Genomic DNA, 26,111 nt, shown 5'->3' with positions numbered 1-26,111 from the left:
TATTGGTGGATTTGACCTAGCGCAAGCTCGCCAAAACTTTTTCCAGACGCTTTAGAGACATTGGAGTTGGCGTTTTAAGCTCCTGCGCGTAAAGAGCCACCCTTAACTCCTCTAATTGCCACCTGAAATCCTGCAGAGCCTGGTCTTCTGTCATGACATACGCTGAACCCTTATTGCCTTGCATGAGTTTTTGCCAGGGTCTCGCTACAGACTCCCAGTCTTTCTGGCATTGTGCGTCTCTGGGCGGATTCGATCGCATCTTATCGATTCGCATGGCGATGGCCTTGAGGTAGCGCGGCAAGTGGACCAATTGCGCATAAGGAATCCCCGCAACAAACTTCGGGAAGATGAGGTCTTGGACTTGAGTCTGAATATCCGCGTAAGCACTCGGTGAAGCAGCTTTAGCTTGCGCCATCTTCTTCTGCAAATCAGCATAGGCCTGTAGGGCAGCTAATGCATGACGGGATACCTCTTGTGCAATCAGGGCAAGCCTGGGTTTGCCTGCATACATTCTGTCAGAAAATTGTTCTGCGTTATTGGGTAATGGCTCGGACATAAATGCACGCTCAATCGAGAGATTGAGAATCTGATCAATTAAGCTCTCAACTGAACCGATATTAATAAACAAAAGTCCAAGCTCACGCACACCCGGCAATTGTTTTTGCAAGGCCTTGAGCGTGTCTTTATTACCCAGCGCAAAGAGGCGACGCAATCCCTGGGCATGCTGCTTGCGAGCCTCGAGTAGATCATCAAATACCTCAAGATCACAAAAGTCTCCACGATCTATTAATGCAGGGTAGCCAAATAAAGTCTTGCTGCCCTTCTGAATCTCCAGCGTCTCTGGCAACTCCCCAAACTCCCAAGTGCGATAGCCTCCCTGGGCTACTTGCGTTGCCTGAGCTGGTTTGCCGGTCTGAGTGCTGACTTTAGTACTGGGCTCTATACCCAACTCAGCCTGAGCCACCTCTTGAGCGACCGCCTGAAATGCATCACGAGCAGTCTGCCCGTACTCAGAGCGTAAACGCGCTAAATTGCGCTCTACCTCCAGCTGACGTCCATGCTCATCAATTAAACGAAAGTTCATTGATGAATGAAGTGGGAGAGCTTCCGGTCTAAAGTCGGTTCGTTTAATTTCCAACCCACGCTCTTTACGTATGTCTTCAATCAAGCTATCCAGAAAATCGCCCACACCAAATTGGCTAGCCTCGAGCTTTCTCTCTAAATACGATTTAGCGTAATCTGGTAAAGGCACGCAGTGGCGCCTGAGTTTTTGTGGCAAGGTTTTTAGTAAAAGAAGGATTTTCTCTTCACACATGCCTGGTACCAACCATTCACAACGGCGCCCATCAACTTGATTGAGTTGTGCTAGCGGCACCACCAGTGTCACACCGTCCTTTGGGCTGCCAGGCTCGAAGTGATAGGTCAGATTAAGCTCTGCTCCACCCACCTTCATGACCTTAGGATAGCGATCTACCGTGATACCTGCGGCCTCATGGCGCATGAGATCCGCTTTTTCTAAACGCAGTTGCGAATCTAAATCAGGAGTCTTCTTCAGATACGCACTGAGATCCTCCCGATTACAGATTCCCTTAGGAATGCGTGACTCATAAAAGGCAAAGAGTAAATCATCGTCCACCAACACATCTGGGCGACGTGAGCGGTGCTCAAGCGCTTCGATTTCCTTGATGAGACGGCGGTTATGCCAAAAGAACCCAAATGTCCCAGGATATTTTTTCTTGGCATCCGCTTCAGTCTCGCGCTGCAGTGCTGGCGTATCCATGCGCCCAAATATTTCTTCTTGGACTAAGGCTTGGCCAATAAATAGTTCGCGCGCATCCTCGGGATTATGGGGCTCATAACGCACTCGGCGTCCGTGATAAATCGGTAATCCATATAAAGTGCCACGCTCAAAGGCCAGCACCTCTCCCTGACGGCTATCCCAGAAGGGTTCACTGAGGGATTTAATGAGGCGATGAGCAGCAACCTTTTCCACCCACTGCGGCTCGATCTTGGCAATCGTACGGGCGTACATGCGACTCGTTTCTTGCAGCTCACCGGCCAGAATCCAGGCGCCCGCCTTCTTGCCGATAGTCGAGCCCGGCCAGATGAATGGACGTATACCACGTGCTCCGACGTAGCCACCTGTTTTGCTATTGCGATCCTGAGACTTCTCATCCTCTTCTTTTTTGGCAACGTAACCTAGTAAACCCGTCAACAAAGAGAGGTGTACTTGTTCGTACGTTGCTGAAAGCGCATTTTCTTTCCACCCCTTCTCACCCAACATCGTGTGAAGTTGTCCATGTACATCACGCCACTCACGCAAACGCCGCGGTGATAAAAATTTACTACGGCATAGGTTTTCTAATTGACGATTGCTATGCTTGTGTTGAAGCGCATCTTGATACCAATCCCACAGCTTCACAAAACTTAAAAATTCAGAACGCTCATCGGCAAATTGAAGATGGGCTTGGTCTGCAGCAGCACCTTGGTCCATCGGTCGCTCACGCGGATCTTGCGTAGCCAAAGCAGAGGCAATGATCGTCACCTCCCTTAAGGCGTTATGCTCCTTAGCAGCAAGCAGCATCCTACCAATGCGTGGATCGAGTGGTAAGTCAGCTAGTTGCTTGCCAATATGGGTTAATTTGAAACTGTGATTGCTGTCCTTAGCATCTTCGGTCTGGGCATCATCAAACTCAATAGCTCCTAATTCATCTAGAAGCTGCACACCATCGGCAATCGCTCTACCTAATGGTTTATCAATGAAGGGAAAGTGCTGAATTTTAGATAAGCGTAGCGAGCTCATCCTGAGCAATACTGCCGCAAGTGAGCTACGAAGAATTTCGGGATCGGTAAATTTTGGACGCCCCAGATAGTCTTGTTCGCTATATAAACGTACGCAAATACCATCTGATACACGGCCGCAACGGCCTGCTCTTTGATTTGCAGCCGCTTGTGAAATTGGCTCTATCTGTAACTGCTCTACCTTATTACGATAAGAGTAGCGTTTGACTCTAGCCAATCCGCTATCAATCACATAGCGAATATTGGGAACCGTTAACGATGTCTCAGCAACGTTAGTTGTCAAAATAATGCGGCGGCCGTTTCCAGGGGAAAAGACCCTCTCTTGTTCAGCCACAGACTGACGCGCAAATAAGCTCAGCACCTCCGGGTGATAACGTTGTTGCAATATATGGTCTTTACGCAATGCTTCTGCGCAGTCTCGGATCTCGCGCTCACCCGGCAGAAAAACCAATACATCTCCGGCGCCAGTGGCACCCTCTCGCCAGACTTTGGTGATCTCTTCAGTAACTGCATCGGGGATTTCCTTAGCAGTTTTGGATTCTTTTTTGCCATCAGGCTTGGCATCGGGCTCAAGTGGTGAATAACGCTGCTCAACCGGAAATAACCTACCACTGACTTCAATCACTGGAGCTACCTTGCCATTCATTGCAAAGTGCTCAGCAAAGCGCTGGGCATCGATGGTTGCAGAAGTAATAATCAGCTTTAGGTCGGGTCGCTTAGGGAGCAGCTGCCTGAGGTAGCCCAACAAGAAATCAATATTCAAACTACGCTCATGGGCTTCGTCAATGATGAGCGTGTCATAAGCCTTCAGCTGAGGATCACGCTGTGTTTCCGCCAACAAAATACCGTCGGTCATCAACTTAATGGATGCGGTATGACTAGTCTTATCTGCAAAGCGCACCTGATAGCCGACATCCTGACCAATGGGTGATCCCAACTCTTGAGCAATTCTCTTGGCCGTAGCTGTGGCTGCGATCCGTCTTGGCTGAGTATGTCCAATCAACTTGCCGCCATTAATAGTCCCGCGACCAAGATCTAAGCAAATCTTTGGTAACTGGGTTGTCTTACCTGAGCCTGTCTCACCACACACAATGACAACCTGATGGCTCTGCAAGGCATCCTTGATGAGTTGGCGTTGACCGGAGACCGGCAATTCTTCCGGAAAGCGGATCTCCAGCCTACGCCCGGTGTTGGAAGCAGGCACAGGCTTCGTGATTGATTTGGGTTTTTGTTGGTTTATAGGCTCTTGCACCCTATAATTTTCTCACTATGCCGACAAATGCACCGAACCAGGCCTCAAGCGCCGAAGAATCCACCTCCAACTTCCCCTTCGTAGGGTGGTTGCGCGATGTTGCGCCCTACATTCACAGCTTTCGCGAAAAGACCTTTGTTATTGCCTTTGCTGGCGAGCTTGTTCAAGAGACCGGTCTTGAGAACCTCATTGAGGATATTGCAATGTTGCATGCCATGGGCATGCGGATTGTATTGGTTCATGGTATTCGCCCGCAAATTGAAGAACAGCTCATGCTCCGAAAGATTAAGAGCAAGTTTGGTAAGAGTGCATTGCACAGCTACCGTATTACCGATGCCGCCGCCTTAGAGTGCGTCAAAGAAGCTGCTGGTGAATTACGCCTTGATATTGAAGCGGCATTTAGCCGTGGTTTACCAAACACCCCAATGGCAGGCTCTCGTATTTCTGTGATCTCCGGTAACTTTATTACGGCAATGCCAGTGGGCGTTGTTGAAGGCACCGATTACATTCATACTGGTCTAGTGCGCAAAGTGGACTCCGGCTCTATTAGACTGTCTTTAGATAGCAACAAAATTGTTTTGCTTTCGCCCTTAGGCTTCTCACCAACAGGTCAGGCATTTAATCTGGCCTATGAGGATGTTGCTGCATCTACTGCTGCCGCCCTCAAAGCAGATAAGTTAATCTTCTTGAGCCCTTACGATGGTCTAAAGGATAGCGAGGGTGACTTTATTACTGAACTGTCGATGCCTCAGCTGCAAGAATATATTGGTCAGAATAAAGATATCGACTTAGGCATGAAAGGCTTGCTCACCATTGCTGGTAGAGCCATTCGTGCCGGTGTAAGCCGTGTTCACTTCCTTCCTTGCAATCAGGATGGAGCGCTATTGGAAGAGCTCTTTACCCACGATGGTATTGGCATGATGCTAGCTTCTTCCGATATTGAGAACCTGCGTGAAGCCAACCAAGATGATGTAGGTGGCATTTTGCAACTTACCATGCCTTTAGAAGATGAAGGCATCTTGGCCGCCCGCGGACAAGATGTGATTGAGCGTGATATTCAACGCTTCTCCGTCATTGAGCATGACCGAGTCCTCTTTGGTTGTGCTGCCCTCTTCCCTTTTCCAAATGGTGTTGGTGAATTAGCCTGCCTTGCAGTTGATCCTGATGTTCAGGGATCAGGTGATGGTGAGCGTCTACTTAAGCGCATCGAAATGAGAGCCAAGCAAGAAGGCATCAAAAAATTATTTGTGCTGACTACCAGAACAGAACATTGGTTCCTCAAGCGTGGCTTTAAACGCGCAACAGTAGATGACTTGCCGGAAGAAAGAAAACAAATTTACAACTGGGATCGCAAGTCCATGGTTTTAACTAAAGATCTATAAGCAAAAAAAGAGATTAATAAGAAAGGCATTACAGATGGCACGGATGGTTCAATGCATCAAACTCAATAAAGAAGCAGAAGGCATGGATTTCGCTCCACTTCCTGGTGAATTGGGCAAAAAGATTTGGAATCAAGTTTCTAAAGAAGCTTGGGCCGCTTGGTTAAAACAACAAACCATGCTGATTAATGAAAACCGCCTCAATATGGCTGATCCCCGTGCTCGCCAATACCTATTGAAACAGGTTGAAAAATACTTCTTTGAAGGCGGCGCAGATATGGCGCAAGGCTATGTGCCACCAGCTGAATAAATATTGATTTAAATATTTATTTTTTGGTATTGACACCCGCAAAACACAGGCATAGGATGTAATCGTGGTGAGGCAGTAATAGTGCCCCGCCACATTGGCGAAAGCCACTTCAGAATGAGTACATCTATGTACTCATAGGCTAAGGAACTAAATACCTTCCGAGTGCCTGCGCCATGCAAACCATGGCAAACAACCCGATGGGCATACCCCGTCGGGTTTTTTATTCCCTTTTTTCAGTTAGAGTGCAATCCGACTCACGCCAAAAGCATTACTGACTAGTAAAACATTGGCCTTCTCTTTGGCAAACAAACCTACTGTAATTACACCCGCGATTTGATTGATCTGAGATTCCACTTTTACGGGATCGGCAATTAGAAGGCCAGCAACATCCAAGATCCAGCCACCGTTATCCGTTACAAAGGGCTCGCTAGGGGTTTGATTCAAATCAGCGCGGGTCGTTTTTGCCAGGCGCAATGTGACTTTGCCACCCAACTGCTCAAGCCCTCTAGTTACCACACCTTTAGCAAGCGGAATAATTTCTACAGGAAGCGCAAAGTTACCCAGCACAGGCACTTGCTTAGAAGAATCACAAATGCAAATAAATTGCTTGGCCATAGAGGCAATAATTTTTTCACGTGTGAGTGCACCACCACCGCCCTTAATCATATGGCCGGCTGGATCAATCTCATCGGCACCATCCACATACGCTGGCAAGCTGAGTACATCATTCGGATCGAGCACCTGAAAGCCATGCTTTAGCAAGCGCTCAGTCGTAGCATTTGAACTGGAAACCGTCCCTGAAAAATGGTCTTTATGAGGGGCTAAGGCATCAATAAAGCAATTCGCGGTAGAGCCTGTACCAATGCCCAATATCTGGCCAGCTGGCAACTTTAAGACCTCATCTCGGGCCGCTTCGCCCACCATTTGCTTGAGTTGATCCTGATTCATATTTCTGCCAAATGCCTTTACTAGAATTAATGCATCTATCATATGATATTCACAAGCAACCGACCACAGCGGGACTTTTTTAGAAATATCTAGCCATGAATAGCATCCTCTCACCCTCTAACCAACTTGAGCAACTGAAAAAACTGACTACTGTAGTTGCGGATACAGGTGATTTTGAGCGCATGCAAGCCTTTCAGCCGCAAGATGCCACTACCAACCCCTCATTAATTCTTAAAGCTGCTCAACAAAGTAATTACCAGTCTTTGGTAAATTCTGTAAAAGCAGCCCATCCCGGCATGAGTGCTACGGATTTAGTCGACTATATCTTGGTGGCGTTTGGGCTAGAGATTTTGAAAATTGTTCCAGGCCGCGTCTCAACTGAAGTTGATGCTCGCCTCTCTTTTGATACCAAAGCAACGATTGCTAAAGCAAAACATATTATCTCGCTTTACGAATCTCATGGTATTGACCGTAAACGCATCCTCATTAAGTTAGCTGGAACTTGGGAAGGTATTGCTGCTGCAAAAGAATTAGAAGCCCAAGGCATACATTGCAATATGACGCTGCTCTTCTCGCTGATCCAGGCGGCTGCATGTGGCGCCGCAAATGCCAAATTGATTTCACCCTTTGTCGGTCGCATTACAGATTGGTATAAAGCTAAATTAGGCGCCAATTGGAGTGACACCAATAACGGCGGCCCCAATGATCCTGGCGTCACTTCCGTTAAACGGATATTTCACTATTACAAGCACTTTGGCATTGCTACAGAGATTATGGGAGCCAGCTTTCGCAACACCAGCCAAATCTTAGAACTTGCGGGCTGCGACCTTCTGACCATTAGTCCAGAGTTATTGGCTGAGCTAACTCTGGGAACTACAACAGTTAGCAAGAAGTTAGATAGCAATAACGCGCAAGCAGCCTTGAGTGCTGAGAATATTGTGCCGCTGAAATTGGATGAATCTAGTTTTAGGCTACAACTTAATAATGATGCGATGGCTACTGAAAAGCTTGCTGAAGGTATTCGCAACTTCTGTACTGATACGGAGAAACTAGAGGCGCTACTAGCCAAATGATTTAGATTTAGATCAAGATGGGTAATAAAAAAGCCACCCAAGGGTGGCTTTTTCTTATATCTCATTTCAAGCTATTACCTTTTCATGCTTACGCTTACCCTGCTTTTTGTTGTGCTATTTTTTCTGCTTTCTTCTTATCGCGATTCTCAAAGAAGGTTTCAATCTCTACGTAGAAAACCGGCACTAAAGCAACTGCTAAACAGGTTGAAGCAATCATGCCACTAAAGACGGTAATACCCAGTGAGATGCGAGCTGCAGCGCCCGGCCCCATCGACATTAACAAAGGAGTAACACCCAAAATAAATGCAATAGAGGTCATTAAAATTGGTCTAAAACGTTCTTTAGATGCCTCTAGTGCAGCGTCCACAAAGCTCATACCTTTTGCTCTACGCTCGATTGCTACCTCCACGATCAAGATTGAGTTTTTACACGACAGTGCAATCATTAAGACCATACCAATCTGGACATAAATATTATTTGGTAAGCCAGTAAGGTGCAGGGCCAGGACGATTCCAGAGAGTGAAAGAGGCACTGCCGTCAGCACTGACAAAGGAGCAACCCAGGTCTCATACTGGGCAGCCAATACTAGGTAGACCAGCAAAATCGATAGGCCAAAAATGAATACGATCGTATTGCCGACTAAGTTTTCTTGGTATGACATACCCGCCCATTGGAAGCTCACGCCGTCGGGCAATGTCTGAGCAATCTGCTCGAGTCGCTTCATGGCCTGACCTGAGCTATAGCCTTCATGAGCCTGACCAAGCACTGCAGCAGATGGATAAAGCTGAAACTGGTTAACAAAGGCTGGGCCAGTGATCTCTTTCACATCAATAAAAGAGCCTAGGGGCACCATCTTGCCGTCTTTATTTCTCACATACAAACTATTGATCTGATCTACTACCTTGCGGTAAGTGCCATCCGCCTGGACATAGACTTGATAGGTTTGACCATATTTAAAGAATTGATTTACGTAAGTTGATCCAACGTACGACTGCAAAGCATCATAGGCATCCCCGATTGCAACTCCAAAAGTTTCTGCGCGAGCCACATTAAATGTCAGCTGCATCTGGGGTACGTTATTTCGGAATGGCGAAAAAACTGCCATGATTTCTGGGGCATTTTGCGCTTGGGCAATGAAGTTTTTAGTAGCAGCTTCTAGTTTGGCTAGATTATTACTACCATCAGTCAACATTAAGCGCATCTCAAAGCCGCCTGACAGACCTAAACCTGGAATTGCAGGAGGCAAGAGAACGAATGACTGAGCTTCTTGTACTTGCCTGAGCTTCTCATTCATCTGAGCGTATATTTCCGCAAGACTTTCGCCCTTGCCACGCTCATCCCACGGTTTCATGATGACGTACATGGCACCAGAATTTGCCTGGGAACTACTGTTGTTCAGAAGATTGATGCCGCCAATCACCACGATATCTTGTATACCCGGAACCGTTTTGAGGGCAGCTACAGATTTTTGTATTGCTGTTTCGGTACGCTGCAATGATGCAGCATCAGGTAAGGTGGTTGAGACCACTAAATAGCCCTGGTCTTCATTGGGAATAAACCCGGAAGGCACCAGCATCAACCCAAACAAAGAGACAACGATGATCACAATGCCGATCAATGAAGCCTTGGCACGGTTATTCATGAGCGCTTCGATTTGATGTTCGTACCAAGTAGCTAGGCGATTGAAATAAAAATCAAATTTTTGGTAGAGCTTTCCTTTGACCTTATTGTGATCAATTGGCCTCAGATACTGCGCAGATTGGGTTGGCTTTAAGGTAATCGCGTTAATACCGCTAATTAGCGCAGTAGCTGCAATTACTAGAGCAAACTGTCGGTACATTTGTCCGGTAATACCAGCAATAAATGAAGCAGGGATAAATACAGCCATCAATACCAAAGTAATACCGATGATGGGCCCCATTAACTCATTCATGGCATCGATAGCACCGGTTCTTGGATCCTCACCCTCTTCTACTTTTTTCGATACCGCTTCGACGACCACAATCGCATCATCCACCACAATACCGATACATAAAACAATGGCAAACAAAGTGGATAAATTGATCGAGAATCCCATTGCAGCCATCGCAGCAAATGCACCAATAATGGTGACTGGAACGGTGGTAGCTGGCACAAGAGTTGCGCGCCAGTTTTGCAAGAAAATCATAATGACCAGTAGCACTAAGATGCCGGCCTCATAGAGTGTTTTATAGACCTCATGAATCGAGGCTTGCACAAACATCGTGGTATCAAATGGAATAGACCACTTCACCCCCTTTGGCAGAGTCTTAGCAATACTTTCCATTTCTGCGCGCACGGCGTTAGCAGTCGCAATCGCATTGGCACCTGGCGTTTGATAAATAGCGATACCACCAGCAGGCTTATCACCGATCTTGAAGAACTGGCTATAGTTCTGACTACCCATTTCCAAGCGGGCAATATCGCGGAGGTAGGTGATATCGGATTTACTACCCGTCTTCACCACGATTCTCCCAAATTGCTCTGGGGTCGTCATCGCACTGGTCACATTGAGCGTGAACTGAAAATCCTGACCCAAAGGAGTTGGTGGAGAACCAATCTGGCCGGCAGAGAGCAAGATGTTTTGCTTATTGATGGCATTGATCACATCATTTGGCGTTAGGCTACGCATCTTTAACTGCGCTGGATCGAGCCAAATCCGCATACTGTAATTACCAACCCCAAAAACGTTAGCCGCAGCAACACCCTGTATGCGCGCTAAACGCTGTTGCAACTTGAGATTGGCGAGGTTACTTAAAAATAAGCCGTCATGATCTGGGTTATCGGACGTTAGGGTCACAAACTGCAAGATCGCGGTTGATTGGGTCTTGGTTGTAACGCCGATTTTTTGAACCGCTTGAGGTAAAGATGGGATTGCAATTGCAACCCGGTTTTGAACATTAACCTGGGCCAAATTAGGATCGGTTCCCACCTTGAAAGTGACCGTGAGGGTGTAATAACCGTCATTGGTTGATGAGGACTCCATATAGAGCATGCCATCAACACCATTCACCTGCGTCTCAATATTGCTGGCAACCAATTGCTGGACGAGACTAGCATTGGCGCCAGGATAGCTAGTCGTTACTTGAATCGTTGGCGGAACGATATTCGGATATTGGGAAATCGGCAAACCAAAAATAGATACTGCTCCAATCAAGACCATGATCAGAGCGATAACGTTGGCCAGAACAGGCCGCTCAATAAAGAATTTAGGCAGCATAATTACCGGAGCTTCATAGCCTCAAGAGTGACTTGTGTCGGGCTGGCCAGTTGGTTTACGCTCAAATTAATAAAGCCATTGATCACCACCTGGCTATTGGGAGTCAATCCTTTTGCCACTTCAACATTTTGTTGAAAGCGCTGACCTAATGTAATGTCTGCCCGTTGCGCACGCTTGGCCTCATCTAAGACAAAGACATAGTTCCCCACCTGGTCAGTCATGACGGCTGTCATTGGCACGAGCAAGGCCTGACGAGTTGGGCCGTACTCGGCCATCACACGTGCATATAAACCGGGTATGAGCTGATAGTTTTCATTCTTGAAGATAGCGCGCAACTGCAAAGAGCCTGTATCAGTCGAAATCAAATTAGCCGCGTAATCCAAAACTCCCTCGTGGGGAAAGCCCGTTTCACTTTGTAGGCCTGCATAAATCGGTAAAGTATTCACCTCGGATTTACGCTCCGTATTAGGGTCCTGATTCTTCTCAAACTTCAGGAAGTCTCTTTCGTTAAGCGAAAAATAGACATATATAGGTGAGATTTGCTGAATCGTTGAGAGTTGTACACCCTTGGATGTTGTATCTAAATAAGTTCCAACATCTAATAAATGTCTACCCATGAGTCCATCAAACGGCGCTCTAATTTCGGTATAGCCCAAGTTAATCTTGGCGAGCGTTAAATTTGCCTCTGATTGCTGATATTGCGATAAGGCCTTATCGACCGCCGCCTGAGAAGTCGCATTTTCTTTCAGTAGTGATTTTTGGCGGTTGTACTCAAGCTTGGCCTCTGTATAAATCGCCTGCTTCAATTTGACATCTTGAATATAGGTATCTTGCTCAATCACAAATAAGAGATCACCCTTCTTGACCATCGAGCCATCTGCAAATCCAATCTTAGTCAGATAACCCTTCACGCGAGCATCTAAGTTCACCGTGAGATAAGGGTCAACTACCCCATCAAAAGTCGCAAAACTCCGAATTTCTTGAGAGAGTGGTAACGCAGTTGTAACTGGCACAGGCGCTTGCACAATATTTTTACCGCAAGACTTGAGGCATACCAACACAATGATGGCAAAGAAAACAAGGATAGCGATACCAATAGTCCTTGGCGAAAGCTTCTTATTTAAAAATGGGACATTGATAGTGCTTAACTTTTCCAGAAAAGCATTCCAGCGAGTTAATAACGAACTCCACAGGGGCAACAGAAAATTCCACAGCTTTGTAAGCATGGCTTGAGCTTTTGTTAATAGTTCTTTCATGGTGCAGTACTTCCCTGGGTGGGTTTCATATCTTGAGGTGGTGTAGGTGGATTCGGAACTACCAGCTTTCCAGCCTTTACATTGACCGGATCACCCGTTTTATTTATGACACTACCCCAATCGGTACGATCATTCATCTCAGCGACCATCGTCTCAGGGAGCTTAGGCGGTGTCATTTGCGCGGTCCAGCCGCCACCAAGCGCCTTGAAAGCGCCTACATATCCTATTAATTCATTGGATTTAGTCTGAACTAGAGAATTTTCTAAGTTCAGCAATGACTGCTGTGCGGTAATGACAGTTGTGTAATCGTTTTGACCTGCCTTATAACGCTCTAGCGCCAGATCTGCAGCACTCTTAGCAGCAGTTACACCACGGGTATAGTCCTCAACCGAGCTCTTGGTGGTTGAGATTGTGATTAAGGAGTCCTCTACTTCTTTTTGCGCGTTCAAGACTTGATTTTGATAGGCCAAGAGACTTTGCTGGAAGATGGCATCCTGAACCCGCACTTGATCCACTATGGCGCCACGATAGAACAGCGGTAGGTAGACACCAGCACTCACACCGGAGGAATTATTGCCCCAGCTAAATAGATTGGCCGAGGTGAGATTGCCGTAGTTTGAATTAGCATAACCAAATGTGCCGCCCAAGGTAAAGGTCGGGAATAGCTGCGCTTTATTTACGCCAATTAAGGCGGATTGTGAAGCAGCATTGAGCTCAGCCTGTAATACATCAGGGCGGCGGCGCAGCAAATCGATCGGCATTCCGACGCCTAACTCAGTAGGCGGCCTTAATGAGCCTTTAGTATTTCCATATTTCTTTTCGTAGTAATCAGGTGGCTCACCCAATAGGATGCTCATTGCATGTTGGGTCTTCTTCAATGAGGCAATCAACTCCGGAATGCGAGCTTTAGTTTGCTCATATTGAGCCTGAGCCTGACTTAAATCTAGCATTGATGTTGCGCCGTACTTGAAACGGGCATTAGCAATGCGTAAACTTTCCTTTTGTAACTCTAGATTCGTTTTAGCAACTGCAATCAAAGCTTCGTTATTACGAATATTGATATAGGTGTTGGCAACGTCTGCGGTTAAAGAAACATCAGCCGAATAAAAGGCGGCGACACCTGATAGATAGGAATTCAAGGAGCTCTGAATGCCACGGCGGGATTTGCCCCAAAAATCCAGTTCCCAGCTCATCTGCACCATGGCGTTTCTCACGACCAGATTATTGGAGTCATTCACGATCTCTTGTAGACCGCTATTCCGATTATTAGAATAAGAAGCATTGAGTGCGGCTGTCGGCAACAAAGCAGCATCACTAATCCCAAGTTGCGCTTGCAGTTGATAAATACGCAAAGCAGTTTGCTGCAGACTCAGATTTTGTTGGGCCGCCTCTTTTAATAAGGCATTGAGCGTAGGGTCATTAAAACTTTCCCACCACTCAACTGGATCAATAATCTTATTGGAATTTTCACCCAAGGATTCTGTAAATTCGGTTTGAGTTGTAGGCTTATATTCCCCCCGCAGTCTTGACTGGAGGTCTTGAATAATCTGGACCAACCATAAAACATCCCGACAACACCAAAGCGCAGCCAAAGGTAAATAGATAGATGGTTGATTTTTTTGTCATCAACATAGGTAACTATTGAAGAGATGCCACTGAGAGTCTACAAACACCATTGCAAATAGGATAGCTGTTTATTTCTTCGCCGTATTGATGCCGAGCAAGCTATATGCCGGACAATTTCCAATCATCCCAGTTAACAAGGGAAGGATTCCAATCCAAGCCCAGGGGCCGGTGATTCCAAAACCCGCTAAACCCATTAATGTGAGGCCAACCGTCATACGAAGAACGCGATCAGTGTGTCCGATATTGCATTTCATTTGAGTCCCTTTATTTGGGGGTTTTTGCAAGACGTTGTCTTAATGCTTCGTACAAGCATACGCCACTTGCAACAGAGACGTTCAGGCTGGACACCACGCCCTGCATTGGAATGCGGACCAACTCATCACAGGTTTCTTTTGTCAGACGGCGCATCCCCTCGCCCTCTGCCCCCATCACAATACCAATCGAGCCAGTGAGATCAATATCGTAGATAGATTTGGTGGCTTCATCGTCTGTACCAATCAGCCAAACGCCTGCTTCTTGCATCTCTTTCATGCTGCGAACGAGGTTTGTCACTGTAATCACCGGCATCACCTCAGAAGCGCCACTAGATACCTTACTTACAGTAGCGTTAATTGAGGCTGAGCGATCCTTAGGAATCACCACCGCATCAACTCCTGCCCCATCAGCTACACGCAGGCAGGCACCAAAGTTATGGGGATCTGTTACACCATCTAAAACTAAAAACATTGGCTTTTCTTGAGCGCCCTCTACATCCTCAATCACTTCAGTAATCGTGCGCGCAATGGTCATTTTTTCAGCCAAAGCAACAACACCTTGGTGACGATCATGGCCGGTTAACTTTTGCAGACGCTCTGCATCGGCTGCATGCAAACGCTCACCTAAAATTTCCTCAGCCTGTTTTAGAAAATCACCCATACGTCGATCACGACGGCTAGGATCAAAGTAAACCGACTTCAGACTATCGGGATCAACCCGCAAACGCGCTTGAACTGCATGAAATCCCACCAATATTTGTTTCATCTTTTTACTTATTCTTTTCTTACTCTTTACTTACTTTTTATTTTCTTCTGGCCTTAGTGTTGCGTACCGGCGGCTTTGTCCCAGCCGGCTTACCAACAGATCTACCCGGCTTGCTTGTCTTACCGCTTTTGCGGCTCGCTTTACTCTTGGATTGGGTGGCGCCCAAGGTGCCGGCAGATTTAGCTGCATTCACATTGATGCCGCTGGGCTTTTGAGGGGCTTTATGAGCAGGCCTACTCTTGTTTGGAGCCGCCTTCTTGTTTGGCCTACCGGTATCCGCGGCTAACAATAATTGACGACGATTGGATGATCCGCCGCCCTCAGCACCAGAGCTCTTTACAAGACTAAATTCAATCTTGCGAGCATCCAAATCAACACGACTCACTAGTACATGCAGACGATCACCTAGGCGGTAACGAATGCCGGTACGCTCGCCACGCAATTCTTGACGAGCCTCATCGTATTGGAAATAATCCCCACCCAATTCGGTAACATGAACCATTCCCTCAACAAAGAGATTCTCAAGTTGAATGAATAAACCAAAGTTAGCAACCCCAGTTACGGTGCCTGCATACTCTTGACCAAGATGATCGCGCATGTAGTAGCACTTGAGCCATGCCTCTACATCACGTGACGCCTCGTCGGCACGACGCTCATTGGAAGAACAGTGCACACCCAATTGACCCCAAATAGGCAAAGCAGCATTAGCGCCTTTTAGCACTCTCGCACCTTTGGCAGGACCTGCTTTAGCATCGCTTTGAGATTTCTTGGCATTGACTGCATTCTCTCTCCCCTTGCCTTTACGAGGCAATGTGAGATTAAGAGGCACCTTGGGAGGCAGAACAGGCGTGTACGGCTTTTTCTGCAGAATGGATTTGATGACACGGTGAGTCAACAAATCAGGGTAGCGGCGAATCGGGCTTGTGAAATGAGAATACGCTGGGTAAGCTAAGCCAAAGTGACCCTCATTATCTGGTTGATACATGGCTTGCTGCATTGAACGCAGAACCACGGATTGCAGCATATTGGCATCAGGCCGCTCTTTAATCTCGCGCATCAGTTTTGCAAAGTCACGGGGCTTTGGTTTCTCCCCACCACCCAATGAAAGACCAGAAGTTCTGAGTACCTGACGTAGAGTGACAAGCTTTTCTTCAGAAGGCTCTCCATGTACACGGTACAAACTGAGATGCTTATTTTTTATCAATGAAGTCTGCAGCACAAACGTTCGCTGTTAGCATGCACTCTTCAATTAGGCGATGAGCATCATTGCGAAGCCGTGGCTCAATGCGCAGGATCTTACCGAGTTCATTGCTAATGATTTGAGTTTCAGTAGTTTCAAACTCGATGGCGCCCCGCTTCTCACGGGCTGACAACAGAATCTTGAATAGAGAATAGAGGTTAGTTAAAAGCGGACGGAACTGTGCAAAACGCGCAGCTTCGGGACCTTTACTATTGGAAAGAATTTCCCAGACGGTATCGTATGTAAAGCGCTGTGCAGAATGCATCACCGCTGGATAGAACTGATACGCTAAGACTACCCCGTTATTGTCCACAACAGAATCGCACACCATACAGAGGCGATCTACATTGGGATTAAGTGAGCAGAGCCCATTCGAGATCTTCTCCGGCAACATTGGAATCACCCGTCTTGGGAAATACACAGAAGTTGCACGCAATAAACCCTCATCATCCAATGGATGCCCAGGTTTAACGTAATGTGATACGTCGGCAATAGCCACAATCAGGCGCCAAGCCTTGGTCTTGCCGTACATCACAGGCTCGCAATAGACTGCATCATCGAAGTCTCTTGCATCCGCACCATCTATTGTGACCAAAGGCACATCACGGAGGTCGACGCGACCTTCTAGATCCTCTTGCTGCACGGTATCTGGCAAGGCTGCCGCCTCTTTCATGGCAGCGGCAGAGAACTCATGAGGAACGCCGTACTTACGGACGGCGATTTCAATCTCCATACCCGGATCATCAATCTCACCCAAGACTTCCACTACACGCCCAACTGCTTGGCGATAGCTATCTGGGTAATCAATAATTTCAACGCTGACCACTTGACCTAATTTTGCTTGACCTTGTCCCTTAGGTGGAATCAAGATGTCATGGCCAATGCGTTTATCTTCTGGCGCCACAATTAAAACGCCATTCTCATTTAAGAGGCGACCGATCACAACTTTATTAGCATGCAGAACGACATCAACAATTTGTCCCTCTGGACGACCGCGTCGATCTGTTCCTAATACTCTGACATTCACTCGATCGCCGTGCATGACGCGCGACATTTCTCTCTCAGAGAGAAAAATATCTTCGCCACCATCATCGGGAATAACAAATCCAAATCCATCTCGATGCCCTTGAATCGTTCCTAAACGATCAGCCTCGCGGGGCATCAAGTCTTTTGCTTTACGCATTTAATTCCTTCGGCAATACATGCCCTATCTATATATCTAGTGATATCTATTTTTGTTATGAATAAGGCTACTGTATCAAACCACCAAGTCTGAGGGGGAAAAGCCAAAATGGGGTTCAAAAAGCCTAAAAACGCCCATCCCCCTATAATAGAGGCATGCCCAGGTGGCGAAATTGGTAGACGCACCAGCTTCAGGTGCTGGCGATCGTAAGGTTGTGGGGGTTCGAGTCCCTTCCTGGGCACCAAACACTCTCAATAGACCTTATATGGGGTCAAATGAAGCCAATACAACCCTTCAATAGTTAGAAAACCAAGTGAAATCAGGGCTACTAAAGAAAACAGGCGATAACGGCAAAGAAATTAGCCTTTTTTCCGCTACAGCCCTTGGTATTGGCGGCATGATGGGTGCCGGTCTCTTTTCTTTACTGGGAACTGCTAGCGCTCATGCTGGAACCCATATCCCCTTAGCTTTCTTAATAGGTGCCATCGCCGCCTCCTTCTCGGTCTACTCCTATGCCAAATTAGGCGCCACTTTTCCGAGCAGTGGGGGAGCGGCTACCTTCACCGTCATGAGTTTTGGGCCTGGAGTGATTTCTGGCGGCCTTAACGTCTTTCAATATATTGCCTATCTAATTGCTGCCGCTCTTTATGCTGCAGGATTTTCTGAATATGCCAATACGATGCTAGGTGGAAATCTTTCCCCGCTAGAGGTCAAGATAATTGGCGCCCTGATCGTAGTCATATGTGCTGGAGTCAATTTGCTCGGCACGCAAATTGTTGGGCGTGCAGAAACTCTAGCGATTGGCTTTGTAACCATTGCCCTTCTCTTATTTTCTGCAGGAGGTATCCACATAGCCCAAGTTCACAACTTTGAAATGTCCGGTGGCTCTCTCAATGGCATCGCCATAGCTGCAGGCATCCTGTATATCAACTACCAAGGTTTCGGAGTTGTAACAAATTCTTCAAATGCAATGCACGAGCCCCAGAAAGAACTTCCTCTAGCGATGTTCTCTGCTCTGGTGCTTGTAACGATTGCGTATGTTCTCGTGAGTACTGCCGTTATTCTTTTGCTGACGCCAGACAAAATTCAAGAATTTAGCGGCCATGTACTGGCGGAAGCGGCGCAAGTAGTAGCCGGAAAGATTGGCTTTGTCTCCATAGCTAGCTCTGCATTGCTGGCTTGCGCAGCAGCACTCAATGCTACTATTTTTGCCGCCTCTAATATCGCAGCGGATATGGCTACCACCAGCTCTATTTCAAAAGCCTTGGGTGCCACCGTCTTAAAAACACAATCTCGATCGCTGTCAGTTTCTGCGGTTATGGTGATTGCCTTGGTATTAGCATTTCCATTGGATATTGTTGGAAAAATGGCAAGTCTGGCATTCTTACTTGTATATGCCGCCATTACCTATGGACATATTAAAGTTCGCAAGCAAACTGGTGCAAAACTGTGGCCTTTGTGGACGGCAATCATTGTCAATCTGGGCTTATTTACCACGCTGTTTATCAACGTTATTGAGACTGCGCCCAAAAGCGCAATTGCGCTAGCTTCCGCTCTCATTGGATCATTTGCTCTTGAGGCACTATCCAGAAGACACAATACTAGACACGAAAACCATTAGGGTGATTAACTAAGTTTTCGATGCTAATGCCGCCTTCACCCTCTCAGGCGTTAGCGGCAGATCAAAAATTCTTTGGCCAAGCGCATTGGCAACGGCATTTGCAATAGCAGCACAACCAGGTCCTTGCGAGCCTTCTCCAACACCCAATGACTTCTCATTCTCTCGATGAATGATTTCCACATAAACATTGGGCACATCCGCAAAGCGCAAAACTGGATACTCCGACCAACTGCTAACCTCGATGCCGGCTTGATTAAATGGGACTGACTCATACAAAGTCCAGCTAGTAGTTTGGACTAACCCACCCTCAATTTGATTCTTAAAGCCATCGGGATTAATAGCCAATCCTCCATCTGCCGAAGCGTATAAATCTGTTACAGAAATTTTTCCAGTTTTGGGATCTACCATAACGTCTGCAATACAAGCGACATAGACAGAAAGATTTTTATATTTTGCGAAGGCCAAGCCTCGACCATATAGCTTACCGCCCTTCTTGTAACTCATTGGAGTTTTATCCCAAGCCGCCATCTTTGAAACTTGGGTAATCACATCAACAGCACGTGAGTCCTGAAGATGCTTGATTCTAAATTGGGCGGGATCCTGATTTGCAGACTTCGCAAGATCATCCATCATAGATTCAATCGCAAATACATTCGCATATGCACCTAAGGTGCGTAATGCTGAAACTCGCACAGGCATTTCCTCTAAAAGGTGATTAACTACCTTTTGATTTGGGAACACATATAGTGGAATCGCATTTCGATCAGATCCACCGGCAGGCTGTGGAATATTTTTCACAGGACTTGGCCTAAAAGGTGTCTCCAAATACCAGCTAGCAAGAAGATTATCGCCGGTTGGCTCGCCAGGTCGCGTACTATGGGTATTACTCCATAATTCATGCTTCCAGTCGACGATATTGCCATCGCGATCTAGCGCAGCATCTATATTGACGATCATTGCTGAACCATAGGGTTCCCACTTAAACTCGTCATCCCTCATCCATTGAACCCGAATTGGCTGGTTAGGAAGCGCTTTTGCAATCAACATTGCATCCAAGGCAACATCATCAGCACCACTTTGGCCATACATGCCGGAACCCTCTTTATGAATACAAATAATCTTTTCAGGAGGAAGGCCAAGTGTTTTAACTAGATCAGTACGCAATGGATACATCCCCTGACTATGAGTCCAGACTGTAAGCGCATCATCTTTCATTAGGGCAACTGCGCAAGAAGGGCCAATCGATGCATGAGCAATAAAGGGTTTTGTAAATTGAGCACTCAATACTTTAGATCTTGCCCTTGAGGAGCCCTGCTTCACCCCGATTACTGTATCGGTACTGGATTTTTGCTTCATCCCCCTAAACCAAGATGAAAGAGATGGCGGTAGATCCTCTGCCAGTTTCCAAGAAATATTTTTCTTTAATACCTCTCTAGCCTGTATTGCCTGCTCTTCACGCTGCGCTACAACTGCTACAAAGCTACCGTTTTGAATCACAGCAACTACCCCAGGCATTTTTTCTACTTGACCAGCATCTAACTTTAAAATGGCCGCGCGGGGTGCGGGCGGCCTGATGACTCTTGCATGTAGCATGCCAGGCATTTTTATATCCTGAACGTATGCGGTACCCCCAGAAACCTTGGCTGGAATATCTACTCGACGTATTGGTTGGCCTATTGTGGTGTGTGATTTTTTGAAAGCAGTCTTAGTAGAGACTTGCTTTTGAAAAAGCTCTCTATTGGCTAAAGCCCAATAGCTAGTAGTCCGCCCTGTGGGTGCAGTAATTTCACCGTTATTGATCCGCAGATCAGCAGCAGCGATACCCATTTGTAATGCAGCTCGTTCAAGCAGGATTTCTCTGGCATCAGCAGCAGCATAGCGCAAGGCAAGCCCACCATACTCGATAGACTGACTGCCAGATGTAACCCCTTCGTTAGGAGAAATGCCGGTTGTTGTCGGGATCATCACGATTCTCGACATCTCTATTTCAAGTTCATCAGCCACTATCTGCATCAAAGCCGTGGTAATGCCCTGCCCAAACTCAACCTTACCGGCAAACACAATCACCTTCCCGTCAGGCTGAATATGGAGCCAACTATCTAGCATTCGATTAGTATTCAAACTACCGGGTAGGGCATCTACTGCAGATTGAGAAAAGAGTTCTGGCGCCCACGCAAAGCCAATGGCCAGACCCAGACCGCTCTTGAGGAAGTGTCTACGTGCTATATCAGAAGTATTAATCATGCTGACATCTCCTTGCCCGCACGCTGAATTGCTTTAATAATTCTGGTATGGGTGCCGCACCGACATAAATGCCCCTGTAGCCCCTCTTTTATTTGCGTCACACTGGGATGCCGATTCTTTTCTAGAATTTGCTTTGCACGGATCATCATTCCAGAGATACAGTAACCGCACTGAACAGCCTGCTCTGCAATAAAGGCTTTGTTCAAAGCATTTAGGGTGACATCGCTTTCGTAAGACTCAAGTGTGGAGATATTACCTTTCACACTACCAACAGGATAGGAGCAGGATAGAACAACTTCGCCATCCAAGAGAACTGCACAAGCTCCGCATTGCCCCAAACCACAGCCATACTTTGCCGAATTAATGGCGGCATCATTGCGTAACACATATAACAAAGGGGTTTCAGGGTCCGCATCTACGCTGATTACTTGACCATTCACAGATAGCTTCAAAGCCATATCTATCTCCAATTAATGAATCTATTTTATTATTGCTAGCTTAATCGCTTTTAGAAATCTTTGTTTTATAGATGAGGTTGCGCACCTTAATCCTAAAGAAACCAGAATCTGGCTGCGGTAAACACAGCCATACCCACCACTAAAGTGACAATCATTTTTCGGGTGAGATAGAAAGAAATAATAGCGGCCAATCCACCCCAAATATTCGGCAATTTGAGATCGAATTGAGTCACGCTCGTAGCATTTGCTGGTAGAAAGATTTCAGGCGCCAAAATAGCGACCATCGCTGCCAATGGAGCAAAGCGAATTGCCTCCAATACCCAGTCTGAAACCTTTACACGCTCCCCAAGGATCAGAAAGAAACTACGTGACCAGGCCGTTACGAATGCCATACCAATTAGCAATAGAGAAATATTCCAGTCAATCTGCATTAAGGTGTATTTCCTTTGGGAGATTTATCCGTCATCATGCCCACGACTAAGGCTGCCACGATGGCAAAGACAATATTGAGTCTAAATGGAAGTCCATAGGTCGCCACTGCTGCTACAGCCGCAGTTACTGCAGCCCAGCGTGCGGCAGCACGGTCCAGCATGGGCACAATAATGACCAGCAATGCAATTGCACCGGCAAACTCTAGACCCCAACTATTGGGAATTTGACTAGCCAGTAAGATGCCTGCAATCGAACCCACTTGCCAGAGGGCCCAGTTCGAAAACTGCATACCCATCAACCAATACAAGCGTAGTTGCTCTTTATCAGAATGTCGCTCTTCAATAGACTCCGGCTTAGGGTAGCGCCTGATATAAAAAAGATAACTAAAGTCAGCCGTGAAATAACCCAATAAGACTCTACGCCAAGTAGATAAATAGGAAAAATGGGCTTGCAGTCCAAGACTAAAGATAACAAACCGCAAGTTCACCATAAATGAGGTAATCAATATCATCCAAATCGGCAGACCTGCGGCAATCAAAGGAAGTGCTGCTAGCTGTGATGAGCCCGCAAAAACTAAGAGGCTCATGGCTAAGGCTTGATGCAGGGTTAAGCTCGACTTGGCCATCGCAATGCCAGTGACAAAACCCCAAGTGAAGATTGTCACGCCGGAGCGCGACATCTCTTTAAAACCATCTACAAAGTACTTTTGCTGACGGGAATTCATGCGGGGGATTAAAGACCCATATTTCGATGCAAGATCTTGGGCTTCATCTCTTCCCATAGACTTGCAAAGTCTTCTGTTTTTTCTTCTGAAAGTTGAATTCGGTCGTAAAGATGGCCAAAGACAATCGACTCTCTTCTAACCAAAGTCTTTTCGAACTCCGTTAAACCAATCGGCTTATCTTCCAGATCACGCGTAAGCTCTGCAGAGCAGACAATAGCCTGCTCATCATCTTTATCGACCACGGCAAACTCAATGAACTGTTGCGCTTTATCTACGATCACTAAAGTGCCCCGAGCATATGTGACTGCATCATGCTGCTGAACGATATAGGCTAGAAATTGATCTTCATCTGCCCTCTCCATCTGTAAATCATCGACAAAAAAGAGGTATTGATCACCATCGGCATTCACCAAAGTAAATACCTTAGGGGTGGCGCCATGACCCAAGACGAGGTTACGGTAGTAGGTAGAAATTTCTACAGCAAGGTTTTCGGAGAAAAGGTGCATAACAAATCAAAATAGTGGTTAGCGTTAAATTATTCAGTACGTGTCTTAATGGATTCAATAATCTTAAAAAAAGCATCAGGCTGTGCGGAGTTTTGTCCCTTGAATGGCTGATCAGTAATCACCAAAAGAGAAATCAGCGCTCCTAGCGTAATTGGCAAAATTTTCAAGCCCAGGAAAAAGGAGTTGGAATGCTCGAATAAAGTATTCACTCCCATCAAAGCAAACATACAAATCAAAATTACCACCCAAAATAAACCAGGAAGACGAATACCTGCTTTTTCAATGCGTGCCTCCCTACTCTCAGCAACTTCCTCAGATTTTTTAATGATATCGGTATACATTGCTGTTTGACGATTGGTCGCCGGCTCTAAAGACATGATCTTGCGTGAAATTCCGCGCCACAACATATGGGTCTTACTACTACCCTCACCCATTTCTAATTTAGGCCACTCGTCGATCACAATAGAATTCATATACTCAAAAAGCTCTTTCCGAATAACCGTAATTGCTGGATCACCGTAACGCGTCAATAAACGATCAAGGTTATTAATTCGACCGGCCTCTTGCGATACTAGAGATTGGACTTCGCGAAAATTGGATTGGGCTTGATTTAATAAGAAGCCGATCAAAAGACCGCTTAAAGTAATGATTGAGCCAAATAAACTCAAGCCCAATCGAGTGCTATCTGCTGTAGGAGATAGCATAGGGATGGACTGCAAAATTCTAGGCAACACATCTAACAACAATACAAAGAATGCAATCAACAGAATCAAAATCTGAATATTGCTTCGCTTATAGACCCAATTAAAAAACATGGTTAGCCTGTATTTATGAGAGATTTAGCTACTGAGATTGTTTTTCAAGAACTCCATTGTTCTATCCCAAGCAAGTTTTGCTGCAGCTTCGTTATATTGCAATGGCGGCAGACCGCGAGAGTCTGATTTAGGATTAGCAAAAGCATGCTTCGCGTCATAGCGATAAAACTCGTGCTGGGCCCCTGCTTCTGTTAACCTGGAATCCAATTGGTCAACTCCAGACACAGCGAAGAAATCATCATGCGTAGCCCAATGAGCCATCATCGGCTTAGTGATTGCTTTGGCATCCACATACTCCAATGGAGGGTAGCCATACCAAACTACCGTGCCATCTAATTCTGGAACATTGCAGGCCGACAGAACTGTCAATGCACCACCCATACAAAAGCCAGTCACTGCCACTTTATTACTTCCAGTAGCCTTAAGGTACTGAACAGCACCGCGAATATCTTGACTAGCAGCATCAGCAAAGTTGAGGTCGCCCATGAGGTGCTCGGCCTCCTTAGCCTCTAAAGCCAATTTGCCGCGATAGAGATCGGGCACTAAGGCGCGATAACCAGCTTTTGCTAAACGCTCCGCCACAGACTTCACTTCATCATCTAGACCCCACCACTCTTGGATGACTACTACCCCGGGAGCATTTGCTTTATCTGTTGGCTCAGCTAAATATCCATCAACCAACTGACCATCAGGCCGCTTGAACTGAATCATTTTTACTCCTTTTAATTGCATTATCTTTTTTATCTGAATGAATAAATCCTACCAGCCAGAATGTGAGCAATCCACAGACTGCTGCTCCATAGCCGACGAGGTTGTAATGCTCCATCTTGCCATCGGCTGCAATGGTGACAACTAATCCAGCGACCACGGAGGCAATACCAGATGCAAGCATCTGCACCGAACCAACCAAACTCATGAATGTCCCTCTAATTTTTGGCTCAACCATTTGACTAACAATAGCCATTGTTGGAATCATGCGGCCAGAGATCAAAATAAAGAAAGCGGTCTGGTTAAGCAAAACAATCCACAAGGGAACTGGCATTAAATTGGTAGTAATAAGGATGGGAAACAAACTCACGATAGCCAATACCCGGAAGACTTTAACCTTGCCATACTTATCTGCTAGATGCCCAATATATCTAGAGCTCATTAAGGTAGCGATACCGCCGCAAAGATAGATGAGAGAGATATAGGAATTGGCGACCCCCACGTTTGCAGTGAGATACAAGGCAATATAAGGAATCACGGAGAAGCCCGTGATCATTACTAAGCCAATAAATAAGAAAGCGCGCAAATGCCGATGGGCAATCAAAACCTCATAGATTTGCTTAAAGCGGCTGCCCTCTTGAATATGGTGCAAGTGTCCTGAAATCTTTGGAATATTGCGATAAGCAACCCAGAGAATCAATGTCGAGATCAATCCGATAAACATAAACGGCGCACGCCATCCCAAAGACTCAATATGGTTGGCCAAAAACAGACTCAATGGAACGCCCGCTACAGTAGAGACGGAGAATGCAGCCATCACCGTTCCCAAGGCTTTACCGCGACGCTCAAACGGAATGGAATCCGCCACAATGGTTTGGACTAATGAACCTAATATTCCACCAAAAGCACCAGCACATGCGCGTGCGATAAATAGTGTGTGATAGTTTGGTGCAAAACCACAAGCGACAGTTGCAATAATGAAGCAAATATATAAACGCAGAAGTAGCTGTCGTCTCTCAAAGCGATCTACATAATAAGTGGCAAATATTCCCGCAATTGCCGCAGCGAAAGTGTAGGAAGAGAGTAGTAAGCCAAATTGATGTGTGTTGATCGAAAGCGCTTTAATGAACTGAGGCCCTAAGGGCATCATGATCATAAAATCCAATATGTGTGTGAACTGAATACCAGCAAGCGCAAACAGAAAGAAGCGCTCTTGTTTAGGAGATTGAAAGAGGTTTTGGGGCTGGCTCAAGGTCTGCTTTACAGGAAATGGTCG

General features: G+C 46.3%; 19 protein-coding genes, 1 tRNA gene and 1 pseudogene. 5 read left to right on the top strand and 16 right to left on the bottom strand.

The genetic code is table 11. The features are described 5' to 3' along the window. Positions 1–16 precede the first annotated feature (16 nt). Positions 17–4,006 carry an ATP-dependent RNA helicase HrpA gene (gene hrpA, locus A9236_RS03875; RefSeq protein WP_083398923.1) on the bottom strand — a complete coding sequence of 1,330 codons (3,990 nt, stop codon included), beginning with the start codon at positions 4,004–4,006 and terminating at the stop codon, positions 17–19. A gap of 65 nt (positions 4,007–4,071) precedes the next feature. On the opposite strand from hrpA, the gene argA reads away from it, so the two are divergent. Both argA and A9236_RS03865 read left to right on the top strand, forming a co-directional pair. After that, positions 4,072–5,436, top strand: a complete 1,365-nt coding sequence (gene argA, locus A9236_RS03870; RefSeq protein WP_071465523.1) for an amino-acid N-acetyltransferase — start codon at positions 4,072–4,074, stop codon at positions 5,434–5,436. Between the two features lie 34 nt (positions 5,437–5,470). Beyond that, the gene (locus tag A9236_RS03865) at positions 5,471–5,743 is read left to right on the top strand and encodes an oxidative damage protection protein (protein ID WP_062308940.1); all 273 of its coding nucleotides are present in this window, start codon (positions 5,471–5,473) and stop codon (positions 5,741–5,743) included. Between the two features lie 237 nt (positions 5,744–5,980). Here A9236_RS03865 and rpiA read toward each other — a convergent pair whose 3' ends face one another. After that, entirely contained in the window at positions 5,981–6,691 is a 711-nt protein-coding gene (gene rpiA / locus A9236_RS03860) for a ribose-5-phosphate isomerase RpiA (protein ID WP_071465931.1), read from the bottom strand. 95 nt (positions 6,692–6,786) lie between these two features. Between rpiA and tal the strand changes: the two genes are divergently transcribed. Further along, positions 6,787–7,764 (top strand): transaldolase, encoded by a 978-nt coding sequence (tal, locus tag A9236_RS03855; protein ID WP_071465522.1) that lies wholly within the window; start codon positions 6,787–6,789, stop codon positions 7,762–7,764. A 94-nt stretch (positions 7,765–7,858) separates the two neighbouring features. Here the strand turns inward: tal and A9236_RS03850 are convergent, their stop codons facing one another. The 6 genes and pseudogenes from A9236_RS03850 to rnr form a co-directional block, all read right to left on the bottom strand. Then, a complete protein-coding gene (locus tag A9236_RS03850; RefSeq protein WP_071465521.1) occupies positions 7,859–11,002 on the bottom strand; it encodes an efflux RND transporter permease subunit in 3,144 nt (1,047 codons plus the stop codon). Between the two features lie 2 nt (positions 11,003–11,004). Next, positions 11,005–12,258: an efflux RND transporter periplasmic adaptor subunit gene (locus A9236_RS03845; RefSeq protein ID WP_071465520.1), complete on the bottom strand. Its 1,254-nt coding sequence runs from the start codon at positions 12,256–12,258 to the stop codon at positions 11,005–11,007. After that, a complete protein-coding gene (locus A9236_RS03840; RefSeq protein ID WP_161485604.1) occupies positions 12,255–13,733 on the bottom strand; it encodes an efflux transporter outer membrane subunit in 1,479 nt (492 codons plus the stop codon). Before A9236_RS03840 ends, A9236_RS03845 begins: the two co-directional genes overlap by 4 nt. A 219-nt stretch (positions 13,734–13,952) precedes the next feature. Further along, complete coding sequence (locus A9236_RS03835) at positions 13,953–14,138, bottom strand: DUF2892 domain-containing protein (protein WP_071465518.1); 186 nt, start codon at positions 14,136–14,138, stop codon at positions 13,953–13,955. Between the two features lie 10 nt (positions 14,139–14,148). Continuing rightward, entirely contained in the window at positions 14,149–14,904 is a 756-nt protein-coding gene (rlmB, locus tag A9236_RS03830) for a 23S rRNA (guanosine(2251)-2'-O)-methyltransferase RlmB (protein WP_071465517.1), read from the bottom strand. 37 nt (positions 14,905–14,941) lie between these two features. Next, positions 14,942–17,327: pseudogene (gene rnr, locus A9236_RS03825) on the bottom strand (ribonuclease R). 157 nt (positions 17,328–17,484) lie between these two features. On the opposite strand from rnr, the gene A9236_RS03820 reads away from it, so the two are divergent. Both A9236_RS03820 and A9236_RS03815 read left to right on the top strand, forming a co-directional pair. Next, a tRNA-Leu gene (locus A9236_RS03820) sits at positions 17,485–17,571 on the top strand. Between the two features lie 69 nt (positions 17,572–17,640). After that, on the top strand, positions 17,641–18,948 hold the full coding sequence (locus tag A9236_RS03815; protein WP_071465515.1) for an APC family permease: 1,308 nt from the start codon (positions 17,641–17,643) through the stop codon (positions 18,946–18,948). A 9-nt stretch (positions 18,949–18,957) separates the two neighbouring features. Here A9236_RS03815 and A9236_RS03810 read toward each other — a convergent pair whose 3' ends face one another. The 8 genes from A9236_RS03810 to A9236_RS03775 form a co-directional block, all read right to left on the bottom strand. Continuing rightward, on the bottom strand, positions 18,958–21,192 hold the full coding sequence (locus tag A9236_RS03810; protein WP_071465514.1) for a molybdopterin cofactor-binding domain-containing protein: 2,235 nt from the start codon (positions 21,190–21,192) through the stop codon (positions 18,958–18,960). Then, complete coding sequence (locus A9236_RS03805; protein ID WP_071465513.1) at positions 21,189–21,650, bottom strand: (2Fe-2S)-binding protein; 462 nt, start codon at positions 21,648–21,650, stop codon at positions 21,189–21,191. Before A9236_RS03805 ends, A9236_RS03810 begins: the two co-directional genes overlap by 4 nt. 92 nt (positions 21,651–21,742) lie before the next feature. Then, positions 21,743–22,081, bottom strand: a complete 339-nt coding sequence (locus A9236_RS03800) for an AzlD domain-containing protein (RefSeq protein ID WP_071465512.1) — start codon at positions 22,079–22,081, stop codon at positions 21,743–21,745. Continuing rightward, entirely contained in the window at positions 22,081–22,806 is a 726-nt protein-coding gene (locus A9236_RS03795; RefSeq protein ID WP_071465511.1) for an AzlC family ABC transporter permease, read from the bottom strand. Before A9236_RS03795 ends, A9236_RS03800 begins: the two co-directional genes overlap by 1 nt. 8 nt (positions 22,807–22,814) lie before the next feature. Next, complete coding sequence (locus A9236_RS03790) at positions 22,815–23,312, bottom strand: hypothetical protein (RefSeq protein ID WP_071465510.1); 498 nt, start codon at positions 23,310–23,312, stop codon at positions 22,815–22,817. A 29-nt stretch (positions 23,313–23,341) separates the two neighbouring features. Further along, positions 23,342–24,127, bottom strand: a complete 786-nt coding sequence (locus tag A9236_RS03785) for a DUF4239 domain-containing protein (RefSeq protein WP_071465509.1) — start codon at positions 24,125–24,127, stop codon at positions 23,342–23,344. A 24-nt stretch (positions 24,128–24,151) separates the two neighbouring features. Beyond that, entirely contained in the window at positions 24,152–24,838 is a 687-nt protein-coding gene (locus A9236_RS03780) for a dienelactone hydrolase family protein (protein ID WP_071465508.1), read from the bottom strand. Continuing rightward, a complete protein-coding gene (locus A9236_RS03775; protein WP_071465930.1) occupies positions 24,816–26,087 on the bottom strand; it encodes an MFS transporter in 1,272 nt (423 codons plus the stop codon). Before A9236_RS03775 ends, A9236_RS03780 begins: the two co-directional genes overlap by 23 nt. Positions 26,088–26,111: the final 24 nt, after the last annotated feature.

Origin of the sequence: Polynucleobacter sp. QLW-P1DATA-2 (assembly GCF_001870365.1) — a bacterium.
Taxonomy (GTDB): domain Bacteria; phylum Pseudomonadota; class Gammaproteobacteria; order Burkholderiales; family Burkholderiaceae; genus Polynucleobacter.
Note: the sequence above shows the minus strand (reverse complement) of the source record. Positions and strands in the feature narration are given on the sequence as shown.

Coding starts and splice junctions, on each gene's coding strand:
- A9236_RS03810 (WP_071465514.1), bottom strand. CDS start 21,192: ATGATTAATACTTCTGATATAGCACGTAGACACTTCCTCAAGAGCGGT.
- A9236_RS03795 (WP_071465511.1), bottom strand. CDS start 22,806: ATGAATTCCCGTCAGCAAAAGTACTTTGTAGATGGTTTTAAAGAGATG.
- A9236_RS03780 (WP_071465508.1), bottom strand. CDS start 24,838: ATGATTCAGTTCAAGCGGCCTGATGGTCAGTTGGTTGATGGATATTTA.
- A9236_RS03785 (WP_071465509.1), bottom strand. CDS start 24,127: ATGTTTTTTAATTGGGTCTATAAGCGAAGCAATATTCAGATTTTGATT.
- A9236_RS03850 (WP_071465521.1), bottom strand. CDS start 11,002: ATGCTGCCTAAATTCTTTATTGAGCGGCCTGTTCTGGCCAACGTTATC.
- tal (WP_071465522.1), top strand. CDS start 6,787: ATGAATAGCATCCTCTCACCCTCTAACCAACTTGAGCAACTGAAAAAA.
- A9236_RS03835 (WP_071465518.1), bottom strand. CDS start 14,138: ATGAAATGCAATATCGGACACACTGATCGCGTTCTTCGTATGACGGTT.
- argA (WP_071465523.1), top strand. CDS start 4,072: ATGCCGACAAATGCACCGAACCAGGCCTCAAGCGCCGAAGAATCCACC.
- A9236_RS03790 (WP_071465510.1), bottom strand. CDS start 23,312: ATGCACCTTTTCTCCGAAAACCTTGCTGTAGAAATTTCTACCTACTAC.
- rpiA (WP_071465931.1), bottom strand. CDS start 6,691: ATGAATCAGGATCAACTCAAGCAAATGGTGGGCGAAGCGGCCCGAGAT.
- A9236_RS03845 (WP_071465520.1), bottom strand. CDS start 12,258: ATGAAAGAACTATTAACAAAAGCTCAAGCCATGCTTACAAAGCTGTGG.
- A9236_RS03805 (WP_071465513.1), bottom strand. CDS start 21,650: ATGGCTTTGAAGCTATCTGTGAATGGTCAAGTAATCAGCGTAGATGCG.
- rlmB (WP_071465517.1), bottom strand. CDS start 14,904: ATGAAACAAATATTGGTGGGATTTCATGCAGTTCAAGCGCGTTTGCGG.
- A9236_RS03800 (WP_071465512.1), bottom strand. CDS start 22,081: ATGCAGATTGACTGGAATATTTCTCTATTGCTAATTGGTATGGCATTC.
- A9236_RS03865 (WP_062308940.1), top strand. CDS start 5,471: ATGGCACGGATGGTTCAATGCATCAAACTCAATAAAGAAGCAGAAGGC.